This is a genomic window from Sphingomonas sp. CBMAI 2297 (assembly GCF_029870595.1).
In the GTDB taxonomy this organism is placed as follows: Bacteria; Pseudomonadota; Alphaproteobacteria; order Sphingomonadales; family Sphingomonadaceae; genus Sphingomonas.
Genome location: NZ_JAPDIR010000005.1, coordinates 193,487 through 206,585, shown reverse-complemented (window position 1 = coordinate 206,585; position 13,099 = coordinate 193,487). Strand labels below are relative to the sequence as shown.

Below are 13,099 nucleotides of genomic sequence, written 5' to 3'. Positions count from 1 at the left end.
CGCCTCGAAATAACCTGTTCAGGGGGATCAATTGTGAGTCGTGTTTCCACCGCGCGTTCGGGCGCTTCGTTCCTTGCGCTTGCCTGTGTCGGCTTCATCGCCACCGCTCCGGCCGCGCATGCCGCCGACGGCAATGGGCCGGTGCCCGCCGACGCGGACAAGGACGGCCAGGACCGCAGCGCCGAGGACCGCGAGCAGATCGTCGTCACCGGCGGCCGCGCCGAGCTGCAGGGGCCAAAGGCTACCGCTTCCGTCCAGAATACCCCGCGCTCGGTGGTGATCCTGCCGAAGGACGTGATCGACCAGACCGGCTCGACGACGCTGGCCGATGCGCTGCGCACCGTGCCGGGCATCACCTTCGGCGCCGCGGAAGGCGGCAACCCGATCGGCGATCGCCCCTTCATCCGCGGCTTCGACAGCCAGGGCTCGACCTTTGTCGACGGCGTGCGCGACACCGCGGCGCAGACCCGCGACACCTTCGCGATCGAGCAGGTCCAGGTGATCCGCGGCTCGGATTCGACGCTGGGCGGTCGCGGCAGCGCCGGCGGCTCGATCAACATCATCACCAAGGTGCCGCAGCAGACCAGCTTCATCCGCGCGACCGGCAGCGTCGGCACCGCGGACTACAAGCACGCCACGCTCGACGTGAACCAGTATCTGGGCGGCAGCGTCGGCGTGCGCGTCGCGGCGATGTGGCACGATCAGGACGTCGCCGGCCGCGACGCGATCTGGCAGCGCCGCTGGGGCGTCGCGCCGTCGGTCACCATCGGTCTCGGCACGCCGACGCGCCTGACCGCCTCCTATTATTATCTCGAGAGCCATGAGCTGCCCGACAGCGGCATCCCCTATCTCTACACGCTGGCCAATGCGCCGGGCACCGGCGAGATCTATTCGGAGCCGGCCATCGGCAATGTGCGGACGATCGCCGGCGTGACCGGCCGTGTCGACCGCGACACCTTCTACGGCCTGAAGAGCCGCGACTTCCGCGACACCTTCACCCACCAGGCCACGGTGCGGGTCGAGCATGACTTCGGCACGGTGACCCTGCGCAACACCTCGCGCTACAACTATAACGAGCAGAACTACATCTACACCCAGCCCGACGATCAGCAGGGCAATGTCTATGGCACCAACGCGGCGGCCCCGGCGACGGCGGGCGGCCTGGTCTGGCGGCGCGCCAACACGCGCTATGGCTATGCCGAATCGCTCACCAACCAGACCGACCTGTTCGGCACCTTCGAGACCGGCGCGATCAAGCACAGCGTCGCGACCGGCTTCGAGATCAGCTGGGAGAAGGCGCGCCGCGGCGCCTATGTCCTCGCCACCGGCTCGGGCATCAGCCCGCGCTGCACGCCGGCCGCGATCGGCCGCTTCTACTGCACCAGCCTGTTCAGCCCGAACCCGAGCGATCCCTGGGTGAACTATACCGGCGACGCCACCAATGTGACGACGCCGATCGTGAAGGGGGCGCCCACCGCGGAGACCCAGAACGACGCGCATACCCTCTCGGCCTATGCCTTCGACTCGATCACGCTGCTCCCGTCGCTGATCCTCAACCTGGGCGCCCGGGTCGACCGCTTCACGTCGAAGATCACGCCGGCGCTCGCCGCGGGCGCGACCCAGACGACTCCGCTCGAGCGCACCGACACGCTGTTCAACTGGCAGGCGGGCCTGGTCTTCAAGCCGACGGCGAACACCAGCCTCTATGCGAGCTACGCAACCGCGGCGACGCCGCCCAACAGCCTGCTCGGTGAAGGGCAGGAGCCGAACGCGCTGCCGACCACCAACACCGCCGCCAACCTGGCACTGCTCGACAGCCTGAAGGTCGAGAAGACCAAGAGCTACGAAGTCGGCGCCAAGGCCGGGCTGTTCGACAACCAGCTCTCGCTGACCCTGGCCGCCTTCCAGACCGACACCGACAATGCCCGCGCGACCGGGCCGGACAATACGGTGCAGTTCATCGGCAAGCGCCGCATCCGCGGCGTCGAGTTCAGCTTCAACGGCAACCTGACCAAGTGGCTGAACGTGTTCGGCGGCTATACCCATCTCGATCCGAAGATCGTCGATGGCGGCTATACCGTGCTGACCGCCGCGGCGGTCACGGTGGGCGGCGTCGTCGTCCAGCAGGCCAAGACGATGCTCGTGCCCTCGGTCAACACCGGCCGCCAGGCGACCCAGACCGCGCGGGACAGCTTCACGCTGTGGGCCAACGCCACGCCGATCAAGGGCCTCAGCATCGGCGGCGGCGCTTATTATATGAGCCGGGTGTTCGGCGGCTATTCCGACAATCGCAGCTTCACCCAGAATGCCGCGGGCGTCACCACCTACACGCCGGCCACCAAGGTCCGCATCGTGACCGTGCCCGAATATTGGCGTTTCGACGCGCGCATCGGCTACACGATCAACGAGCATTTCGATGTGAGCGTCAACGTGCAGAACCTGACCGACAAGGTCTATTTCCCCCAGGCCTATACGGCGCATTATGCGTCGATCGCGCCGGGCCGCTCGGCCTTCGCCACGCTGGGGGTGAAGTTCTGAGCGAAGACCTGGACAGCCTCTCCGCGGACGAAATCGCCGCCCGCCTCTCCGGTTCGCCGGAGGTGCGGGCGGCGCTCGTTCGGGCGGGCGCCGAGCAGGGCGTGGCCGAGGCGCAGGCCGTGCTCGGCCAGATGCTGCTCGACGCCGGCGATCCGCGCGCGGGCTTCGCCTGGTTCAACAAGGCGGCGGCACAGGGCCATCTGATGGCGCTCAACATGGTCGGGCGCTGCTATGATCTCGGCTGGGGCACGCCGGTCGACAAGGCACGGGCCGCCGAATGCTTCCGCGTCGCCGCGGCGCGCGGGCTCGACTGGGGCATGTACAATTACGCGACGGCACTGGCGCTCGGCGCCGGCGTGGCGGAGGACAAGGCCGCGGCGCTCGCCTGGTTCGAAAAGGCCGCGGCGATGGGCAATGCCAAGGCGATCAACTATGTCGGCAGCTTCCACGAGGATGGCTGGGTAGTGGCGCGCGACATGGCCAGGGCGGCGGATCTCTATCGGCAGGCGGCCGAGGGCGGCGATTTCCGCGGCGCGTTCAATCATGCCCGGATGCTGCTGGATGCGGGCCGGGTGGCCGAGGCGCGGACCTGGCTCGTGCGGACCCGCGAGGGCGCCACGCCGGCCTTCGCGCAAAAGGCGCGGGACTGGCTGAAAGCCTCGCGCTGGCCCGAACTGGAGGAATTGCTGTGCTGATCGCCATTCCCGAACTGCTTTCGCCGGAAGAGGTGGCCGAGATCCGCCGCGTGATCGACGCGGCCGATTGGGTGGACGGCAATGTGACTTCGGGCGCGCAGTCGGCGCTCGCCAAGCAGAACGAGCAGCTGCCCGAAGGCGGCGAGGCGCATCGTCGCGCCGGCGCGATCCTCCTCGATGCGCTGGGCCGTTCGCCGCTGTTCGTGGCGGCGGCGCTACCGCTCAAGGTCTTTCCCCCGTTGTTCAACCGTTATGGCGGCGGGCAGCGCTTCGGCACGCATGTCGACAATGCGGTGCGCATCCAGCGCGGCACCGATTTCCGCATCCGCTCCGATCTGTCGATGACCGTCTTTCTCGAGGATCCCGGTGCATATGACGGCGGCGAGCTGCTGATCGAGGGGCAGTTCGGCGAGCAGGCGGCCAAGCTGCCGGCGGGGCATGCGATCCTCTATCCCTCGTCGAGCCTGCACCGGGTGGAGCCGGTGACGCGCGGCACACGGGTGGCGAGCTTCTTCTGGCTCCAGTCGATGGTGCGCGACGATGGTGCCCGGCGCATCCTGTTCGAGATGGACCAGGCCGTGCAGCGGCTGGCGGCGACGCTCGGCAACGACGATCGCTCGGTGATCGAGCTGACCGGCGTCTATCACAACCTCCTGCGTCGCTGGGCCGATGCCTGAGCCGAAGGCTGGTCCGGCCCGCCAAGCTACTCCCATAGCCTGAATGTCGATTGACCCTGGTTTGAGGGCTCATATTCTCCAGCGTCATCCCCGCTATCCCTTCAACCGCCCCCTTCACCCGTCATCCCCGCGAAGGCGGGGATCCAGGGCCAGGGGCAAGGACGGCGCGGCTCGCCTTGCCGTTTCCGGCACGCACCCGCGTGATTGCTTCGATCGTCCCTTATTACCCTGGATCCCCGCCTTCGCGGGGATGACGGGTGTGGTTTCAAGGGCTTGTTTTGGTTCTCAACCAGGTTGAGGACTCATATTCTTCCTTCGTCACCACGGCTCAAGGCCGGGATGACGGTAGAAAATCAAAGCCTTGTTTGGGTTCTCAACCTAGAGCATCGCCTGCAGCGCCGGGGAGAGGTGCTCCACGAACCCCGTGCCCGCCCGCACCGCCATGTGCGCCGCCAGTCCCTCCCGTTCGGCGAGTGCCATTCCCGCCGGCCCCAGCACCGTGAGCGCCGTCGCCCAGGCATCGGCCAGCATGCAACTGGGGTGCAGCACCGTGACCGAGGCGACGCCATTGTCCAGCGGCCGGCCGGTGCGCGGATCGAGGGTATGGGCATAGTCGCGGCCGCCATGCGCGAAGCTGCGGCGATAATCGCCCGAGGTGGCGATCGACAGGCCGTGCAGCGCGGCGCGCAGCGGCGCCAGGCGGCTGCCGGGCACGGGCTCCAGATCGACCCACCAGGGCTGGCCATCGGGCCTGACGCCTTCGCCGCGCAGCTCGCCGCCTATTTCGACCAGGAAGTCGCGCAGCTCCATGCTGCGCAGCATTTCGGCGACGCGGTCGACGCCATGCCCCTTGGCGATGCCGGAGAAATCGAGCGCAGCCTCGCCATGCCGACGGGCACGGCGATCATCCTGCTCGATATGCGCGCGGCCGGAAATGGCGCGGGCGGCGGCGAGCGCCTCGTCGCTCGGCAAGCCGGCGCGCGGGCCGGGCGGGCCGAAGCCCCAGAGATCGACCAGCGCACCCATCGCCGGATCGAAGGCACCGCCGCTCTTCTCCGCGATTTCGAGCGCGGCGGCGAGGACGCGGGCGAAGCCGGCCGGCAGCGGCTGCCAGCGGCCGGGCGCGCTCCGGTTGAAGCGGGAAAGCGCGGAGTCCGGCGCCCAGTGGCTCATCTCGGCCACGACCCGGTCCAGTTCGGCCTGGATCTTCGCCGCGATCCCTTCCGGCGGAGCGGCCAGCCGGGCCGACCAGCCGGTGCCCATCGTCTCGCCGGTGCAGGCGAGGACCGCGGCTCCCGCCCGGCGGCGATGGAACGCAGCGGGCGAGAGTGTGGGGGGAATGGCTATTCTGACGGTCATGCGCGGATCGTCATCCCGGTAAAGGCCTCATATTCCTTCAACCGTCATCCCCGCGCAGGCAGGGATCCAGGGTGGCGCGGGAACGAAGAGGCCACCAAGCGGGCGCTCCCCGGAGCGCGCAGGACTCGATTGCGCGCAACCCGCCCTTGGCCCTGGATCCCCGCCTGCGCGGGGATGACGAAGGGAGTCGCGGAGATGACGAGTCTGGTGATTGGGTCGCTACCCTATGGCGCCAGCACTTCGAGCGTGGTGACGTAGCTCACCCGGGCGCGGGGCGGGCCGGCGGGGCGCTCGCCGCCGGGACCGGCCGGGGTCGTCTGCTGGCCGGCCGGTGCCGCGCCGGCGCCCGGGCCTTCGGGGCGTTCGCCGCCTTCATTGGCCATCACCCAATACATGCCCGGAGTGCCCCATTTGATCGAGACCTTGCCCTCGGCATCGGTCTTGAGGACCTGCTCCTTCAGATTGTCGCGATAGCGGATGCCGCCCGGAATGACGGTGACGGTGAGGCCGGCGCCGGGCTTGCCGTTCTTCAGGAACTGGAAGTTCGCGGGCTCATTGGTGACGAGATCGTTCGGATGGGTGATCGGCACCAGCTCGATGCCTCGGCCGCTGGTCTTGAACACCGTGCTGGTCGGCGCGCCCTGGGTGATGAAGATCTCGTTGCGGCTGAGATTCTCGGCGGTCTGCACATCGGTCGCGCCGGCCGGGATCGCGGCGGCGAGCGTCGCGGCGGTGGTGCCGCGCGGCAGCATCTTGCGCTCGCCGTTCAGCATATAGCTGCCGAACACGCCCTCGTTGACCACGGCGACCTTGTAGGTGCCCTGCTGCGTCAGGTGCAGGTCGAAGGTTGCGCGGAACTTGCCGACATTGTGGTTCTCGACCTTGCCTTCGCTGCCGTCGGGCTGGGTGACCAGGGGCACGGCGCGCAGCGGCTGGTGATCGAAGAAGAACAGGTCGTTCGACACGGCGGCGTCGACGGTCACCCAGTTGTCGGTGCCCGAGACGGTGGTCGACGACGGCAGCATCCACATGCGGTGGGCGATGGCGGCCGGGGCGGCGATCGCGGCGATCGCGGCGGCGGCGAGAAGCGGCTTGCGGAAGTCCATGGCTCTATTCCCCCTGAAATCAGCGCTTGATCGAAACGGTGACGGCGCCGAGCTCGCTCGTGCCCTTGGTGGCGCCGCGCGCGGCGGTGCCGTTCCAGGTGAAGGGCACCGTGACGACTTCGCGGCCGCCGACTTCGCGGGCCGCCTCGACCATCAGCTTGTAATTGCCCGGCGTGAGCGCGGGCATGCCGCCGCGCCCGCCCACCAGCGTGACCTTGTGGCTGCCCGCCGGGCGGGTGGCACCAGTGACGCCGTCGGCCGGGAAGGTCATGCCGCGGCCGACCACGCGCCACCATTGGCGCATGTCGCGCAGCCATTTGGTGCCGGCGCCTTCCTTGCTGTTCCCGTCGAAATCATACCAGACCTGGAGCGTGCGCGGCGCGGCGCCCTCCTTCTCCAGCCAGATCGCCACATAGGGGCGGTGATATTCGGCGACCTTCAGCTGCGGAATGGCGATCGACAGATCGAGCGTCTGCGCGCCGGCGGCGGCGGGAAGGCCCGCCCCGCCGATCGCGGCGAGCGTGAGGCCGGTGATGCGATAGTGCATGGGCATGGCTCCCTAGTGGATCAGGAAAATCGCGACGAGCGCGGGAATGACAAGGCCGGCGGCGACGAGTGGCCAGGTGCTTCTGCGATGCCTGGAGTGCATCCAGAGAAGGACCAGGCCCGTGAGCGTGAAGACGATGCAGGCCAGCACGAAGATGTCGATGAACCATTTCCACGCGGTGCCGGCGTTGCGGCCCTTGTGGAGGTCGTTGAGGTACGCGATCCAGCCGCGCGAGCTGATCTCGCTGGTCACCGCGCCGGTGTCGCGGTCGATCGAGATCCAGGCGTCGCCGCCGGGCCGCGGCCTGGCGAGATAGATCTCGCCGGCGGACCATTCGGCCGTTCCGCTCGCGTCGATCTTCACTTGGTCCTGCACCCATTTGGCGACATCGGCGGGGATCGGCTTCTTGCTGTCGGGCTGGTCGTCGGCCTTGACCCGGGCGAGCAGGGCAGCGGGCAGTTGCGCCGCGCGCTCGACCGATTTCGGCGCTGCCTCGATATCCGCGGCATGGTTGAGCGTGAAGCCGGTGATCGCGAAGAGCAGCAGCCCGATCAGGCTGATCGCCGAACTCATCCAGTGCCAGGTATGAAGCTGCTTCAGCCAGAAGCTCTTGCGGCTGCGCTTCGCTTTGGCCTTGGCCTGTTCTGCCTGGGCGGTGGGGGCGTGCATTTCGGGTGCGTGATTCCGGGTCGATTCGATGCCGGTCCGTAACGCGAACGATTCGCAATTGCAAACCTGATGCAGGGGTGGATCGGGTGGGGAGCGCCTGGGACCAATCGACATTCGACTTCCGTCCCTCGCCACCGGGAAGGAACGGAGCCGAATGTCGATTCGTCCTGGTCCTTCGGGGAGAGCAGCGGGCCCAGTTCTCGCAAGCGCAGCAAAGATGTGCCGCGGTGCAGCGACGAATGTTTCTTGCCGACTTCCAAGAAATTACGCAGCTTCCTGCCAGATAAGACTTGGGAGGACTGGATGTCGGCACTTTATATCGGTCTGGCGGTGGTGTGCGTAGTCGGGGTTTCGGCCTGCCTTGGCGGCATGTACCTCATTCTGCGGAGCACGCCATCGACGGCGCGGGCCGACTCCGAAGCCTGAAGGCGGCCACATCCTCGGGGCAGGAAAGCCTGGCCGGTCCAAGGCGGACCGGCCGGGCTTTTCTTTAGCGGGCGAGGAGCACGCGTGCCTGGCCGGCGATCTGCGCGAGCATCGCGGCATTGGGCACCGCCGCCTGGCGGGCGCGGCGGACCAGGGCGGTGAACTGCTCGACCCGGGGGGCGTTGGCGGCAAGCCAGGAGTCCACCGCCGCCTGGGGCTCCGCGGCGTGGCCACGGCTCAGAAAGTCGAGCCGGATCTGCTGGAAGTCGCGGGCGAGGCCGGCGATCAGCAGCCTTTCCCACACATCGCCGGTGGTGATGCGCGCCGCGGTCGACTGGGCCCAGTCGAGCCCAAGCGTCTGGCCGAGCGACGTGAAGGCGCGGGTGAGCGGCGTCACTTCCAGCCCCATGCGCACGCCGAGATCGGCCAGGCCGACCGCGCCGTCCAGCTCGAACAGCTTGACCACCTTGGCGACCAGCTCGCTCGGCGCGCCGGCGGCCTCGAGGCGCGTGGAGATGCGGCTGGACTGCGCCTTGACCTCGTCGAGCAGCAGGCCCTTGGCGGCCTTGTCGAGCGCGTCGATGCCGGGCTTCAGCCGGTCGATCACTTCGGCGGGGCTGGCGCCCGGCGGGGAGACGCGGAGCAGGTCCGCGACCTGGCCGCGCACCGCCACCGCCATCTCGTCGAGCAGCGCGATGCGCGCGCCTTCCGAGATCGCTGCGGTCTCCACCGCTTCCCACAGCGCGGGCAGGCAGAAGAGCCGCTCGGCGACGACGAACATCGCGGCGATGTCGGCCATGGCCGCGCCTTCCTCCTCCGCGAGCTCGAAGGGGTGGAGCACGCCCAGCCGGTTGATCACGCGGTTGGCGAGCTTGGTGGCGACGATCTCGCCGCGCAGGCGATGCTCGTCGATCGCCTTGCCGAATTTCGCCTGCATCGCCTTGGGGAAGGCGTCGCGCAGATCGCTCTCCAGCGCCGGATCATGGCCGAGTGCGGTATGCTCGATCGCGTCCTGCAGCGCGAGCTTGGTCGAGGCGAGCAGCACCGCCAGTTCCGGCCGGGTGAGGCCGTTCTTGTCCTGCGCGCGGCGGAGCAGCTCCTCGTTGCTGCCGAGGCCCTCGACCGCGCGGTCGAGCCGGCCCGAGCCTTCGAGGATCTCGATGACGCGGACATAGGAAGGCAGGGCGACATAGCCGTCATTCTCCATGAAGGAGAGCGCGAGCGTCTGCAGGCGGTTGTCCTCGAGCACCAGGTGCGACACGTCGTCGGTCATCGCGGCGAGGAGCGTGTTGCGGTCCTCGAACGCCAGACGGCCCTCGATCATCTCGCGGTTGAGCGCGATCTTGATGTTGACCTCATTGTCCGAGCAATCGACGCCGGCCGAATTGTCGATGAAGTCGGTGTTGATGCGGCCGCCCTGCGAGGCGAAGGCGATGCGCGCCGCCTGGGTGACGCCCAGGTTCGCGCCCTCGCCGACCGCCTTGCAGCGCAGCTGCTCGGCATTGACGCGCAGGCGGTCGTTGGCGGGATCGCCGACCTCGCCGTTACTTTCGGACGCGGCCTTGATGTAGGTGCCGATGCCGCCGAACCAGAGCAGCCCGACCCGGGCCTTGAGGATCGCCGAGATCAGCGAGGTCGGGTCGATCTCCTTCACGTCGAGCCCGAGCAGGGCCTGGACCTCCGGGCTGAGCGGAATCGACTTCTCGGTGCGCGGGAACACGCCGCCGCCCTTGGAGATCAGCGCGGGATTATAGTCCGCCCAGCTCGAGCGCGGCAGCGCGAACATGCGGGCGCGCTCGTCCCAGCTCTTCGCCGGATCGGGATCGGGATCGAGGAAGATGTGGCGATGATCGAAGGCGGCGACCAGCTTGATCGCCTTCGACAGCAGCATGCCGTTGCCGAACACGTCGCCCGACATGTCGCCGCAGCCCGCCACGGTGACGGGCTCGGACTGGATGTCGGTGCCCATCTCCAGAAAGTGGCGGCGGACCGAGACCCAGGCGCCCTTGGCGGTGATGCCCATCGCCTTGTGGTCGTAACCGTGCGAGCCGCCCGAGGCGAAGGCGTCGCCCAGCCAGAAGTTGCGCTCGGTCGCGATCGCATTGGCGACGTCGGAGAAGGTCGCGGTGCCCTTGTCGGCCGCGACGACGAAATAGGGATCCTCGCCGTCGAGGATGCGCACGCCCTCGGGATGGACGACCGCGCCCGACACGATGTTGTCGGTGATCGACAGCAGCGTGCGGATGAAGATGCGGTAGCTTTCGGTCCCTTCCGCGAACCAGGCGTCGCGATCGGTGGCGGGGGAGGGGAGCTGCTTGGGATAGAAGCCGCCCTTGGCGCCCGTCGGCACAATCACTGCGTTCTTCACGCGCTGCGCCTTCATCAGGCCCAGGATCTCGGTGCGGAAATCGTCGCGCCGGTCGGACCAGCGCAGGCCGCCGCGCGCGACCGGGCCGGCGCGCAGATGGATGCCCTCGACCCGCGGGCTGTAGACCCAGATCTCGCGCCAGGGGAGCGGCTGGGGCAGGCCCGGCACCTTGGCCGAATCGAGCTTGAACGCCAGCGCCTCCCGGGCGGCGGGGGCATAGGCGTTGGTGCGCAGCGTCGCGAGCACGACGCCGCGGATGGTGCGCAGGATGCGATCGTCGTCGATCGCCTGGACCTGGGCCAGCCCGGCCTCGATCGCGGCGGCGGCCGCTTCGATCGCCGCATCGTCGCCGGCGCGGGCCGGGTTGTGCGCGGCATCGAAGCGCTCGATCAGCGCGTTGGCGACACCCGGCGCGCGGCGCAGCGCGTCGACCACCGTCGCCATGCCATAGTTCATGCCGGTCTGGCGCAGATAGCGGAACCAGGCGCGGAACAGCACCACCGATGCCGGCTTCATGCCGCTCTCGACGATCAGCCGGTTGAAGCTGTCATTCTCGGCATTGCCCTCGAGCACGGCGGCGAGCGCTTCCTCGATCACCGCGGCATCGCCCTTCAGCCCGGTGGCCGAGACCGCGAAATCATGGACGAAAGCGCCGCCGGTGAGTGCGGTCGGCACTTCCTCGATCACCCGGAAGCCGAAATTCTCGAACGCGGGCACCGCGTCGGACAGCGCCAGCGCGCCGCCCTGGGCATAGAGCTTCACGCGATACTCGCCGGCCTTGCCGTCGATGGGCGTGATCCGCACCGAGCGATCGCCCGGATTGTCGAGCCGGGCCAGATGCAGGATGTCGCGCGCCGCTTCCTCGGGCGTCGAGGTGGTGCGATAGGCCGGCGGGAAGGCCTGGGCATAGCGCAGCGCGAGGCGCGTGGCGCCGGTCGGCCCGGTATCCTCCATCAACGCGGCTTCCACTGCGGGCACCCAGCCGCGCATCATCCGCTCGAGCTGATTGTCGAGCGCCTCGGCGTCCGGCATCGTGCCGCCTGCGCGCAGATCGAGCGTGTAGCGCAGCAGCGCGACCTCGCCGTCCTCGAGCGCGATCGACCAGTTGATGATCTTGGCGTTGGCGGCTTCGGCGAGCAGCTCGCCCACCGCCTCGCGGCGCGTGGTGGTGACTTCGTCGCGCGGCAGCCAGACAAAGGCGAACAGGTGGCGGCCGAGCAGGCTCTTCACCAGCACCAGCTTGGAGCGCGGGCGATCGGCGACCGACATCGTGGTGAGCACGAGATGCTCCAGCGAATCGGCGTCGAACGCCGTGGTCAGGTCGTGCGGCAGCGCGGTGAGCGCATGCTGCATCGCCTTGCCGGTATGGCCCTTCGGATCGAAGCCGAACTTGCGCTCCAGCCCTTCCAGCCGGGCCCGGAGCACCGGCACCTCGTCCGGATTGGCGAACAGCGCGGCGCTGGTCCACAGGCCGGCATGGATCGACAGGCCGGTCACTTCGCTGCCGGTGAGGATCGGCACCGCCACGATGTCGAGCGGCACGCGGCGATGGACCGGCGAGATCGAGTTGGACTTGAGCAGCAGCGGCGCTTCGCCGCCCTTGTTGAAATAGTCGACCGCCGCCTTGCGCGAGGCTTCGGCGAGGATCGGCGTGTCGAGCTCGTAGCGGGTGAGGCCGAGCTTGTCCGAGACGCTGCCGTCGGTGCGCCAGGTCTCGTGGCCGAGCAGCGTCATCGCGCCTTCCTGGAACCAGCGGAGCAGCTTGGCGCCCTCGCGCGAGCCCACGGTGGCCGCGTCGGAGCCGATCGCGCTCTGCAGCGCGCGCCAGTCGTTCACGGCGTCGCGGACCTGGGCGAGCGTGCGTTCCAGCTCGGCCACCAGGCTGCGCCGGGTGCGCGCGTCGGCGCGCTCCATTTCGATGTAGATCATCGATTCGCGCTTGCCGGCGCCGATCGATTCGAGCTTGCCGGCCTTGTCGCGCTTCACGGCGATGACGGGGTGGATGATGCGGAAGACGGCAATGTCGTAGGTCGCGATCGCGCCCGAGATGGAATCGACGAGGAAGGGCATGTCGTCATTGACGACGGCGAGCCGCATCCGGCGGCTCTCCTCGCCCTGGAAGGTCTCCAGCGCGACCTTCGCGGTATCGGGGAGGCGGACTGCGGCGGCTTCCGCGACGAAATTCGCCGCCTCGGCCCGCTCGGCCTCTCCGAAATCTTCCAACTCTCCCGGCAGTGCCCCTTCGAGCAACCGCGCCTCGAACGCCTGCGTCAGCGACGTCATCATGCTTTTCATGGCAGTACCGCCTACGCTTCCGCGGTGACCGGCTCAAGACTCGTTCCGTAAGAAAATTACAAATTTGCCGACATTGTTGCGGAAGCGAACGAAAGTGTCGGCGGGACACATGGCGGCGCCCGCCTTCGCGGCGGCGGCGGGCGCGGGGATGACGGAAGTAATCTCAAACGCTTGTTCAGGTTTTCAACCCAGGGTCCGTATTCGATGCCGGCCTGGCGGCGGACAACGCGGTGCCGCTTGCAAAGTAGGATTTCGCCTGCTTGCCTGACGCAGCCGGGTCTGGGGCTCGGCCGCTCTTTGACCCGTTGGCAAGATAGGATCATGCTCGCGCAAGGAAGTTGCGAGATGCGCGGCATTCCCGGGAAGTTAGGGAAAATAGGCCGCTCGGGGAACGCGCCGCCGGCATGGCCTTCGTGACC

The 13,099-nt window shown here is 68.3% G+C and carries 8 protein-coding genes; 3 read left to right on the top strand and 5 right to left on the bottom strand.

Annotated features, from left to right (window positions below):
• The first annotated feature begins 33 nt into the window (after window positions 1-33).
• From OMP43_RS09535 to OMP43_RS09525, 3 genes are read left to right on the top strand one after another with little or no spacing between them, the layout of a single operon-like run.
• Window positions 34-2,538: a TonB-dependent receptor gene (locus OMP43_RS09535; protein ID WP_280279481.1), complete on the top strand. Its 2,505-nt coding sequence runs from the start codon at window positions 34-36 to the stop codon at window positions 2,536-2,538.
• A complete protein-coding gene (locus tag OMP43_RS09530) occupies window positions 2,535-3,233 on the top strand; it encodes a tetratricopeptide repeat protein (RefSeq protein WP_280279587.1) in 699 nt (232 codons plus the stop codon). The genes OMP43_RS09535 and OMP43_RS09530 overlap by 4 nt, the downstream gene beginning before the upstream one ends.
• Entirely contained in the window at window positions 3,227-3,910 is a 684-nt protein-coding gene (locus OMP43_RS09525) for a Fe2+-dependent dioxygenase (RefSeq protein ID WP_280279480.1), read from the top strand. Before OMP43_RS09530 ends, OMP43_RS09525 begins: the two co-directional genes overlap by 7 nt.
• Before the next feature lie 378 nt (window positions 3,911-4,288).
• On the opposite strand, the gene OMP43_RS09520 is transcribed toward OMP43_RS09525, so the two are convergent.
• The 5 genes from OMP43_RS09520 to OMP43_RS09500 form a co-directional block, all read right to left on the bottom strand.
• Window positions 4,289-5,269, bottom strand: coding sequence for an FAD:protein FMN transferase (locus tag OMP43_RS09520; protein WP_280279479.1), 981 nt, complete (start codon window positions 5,267-5,269; stop codon window positions 4,289-4,291).
• A 224-nt stretch (window positions 5,270-5,493) separates the two neighbouring features.
• On the bottom strand, window positions 5,494-6,375 hold the full coding sequence (locus OMP43_RS09515; protein ID WP_280279478.1) for a DUF4198 domain-containing protein: 882 nt from the start codon (window positions 6,373-6,375) through the stop codon (window positions 5,494-5,496).
• A gap of 19 nt (window positions 6,376-6,394) precedes the next feature.
• Window positions 6,395-6,928 (bottom strand): DUF2271 domain-containing protein, encoded by a 534-nt coding sequence (locus OMP43_RS09510; protein WP_280279477.1) that lies wholly within the window; start codon window positions 6,926-6,928, stop codon window positions 6,395-6,397.
• A gap of 6 nt (window positions 6,929-6,934) precedes the next feature.
• Window positions 6,935-7,591: a PepSY-associated TM helix domain-containing protein gene (locus tag OMP43_RS09505; RefSeq protein ID WP_280279476.1), complete on the bottom strand. Its 657-nt coding sequence runs from the start codon at window positions 7,589-7,591 to the stop codon at window positions 6,935-6,937.
• Window positions 7,592-8,081: 490 nt separating this feature from the next.
• Window positions 8,082-12,680 carry an NAD-glutamate dehydrogenase domain-containing protein gene (locus OMP43_RS09500; RefSeq protein WP_280279475.1) on the bottom strand — a complete coding sequence of 1,533 codons (4,599 nt, stop codon included), beginning with the start codon at window positions 12,678-12,680 and terminating at the stop codon, window positions 8,082-8,084.
• Between the last annotated feature and the right edge of the window lie 419 nt (window positions 12,681-13,099).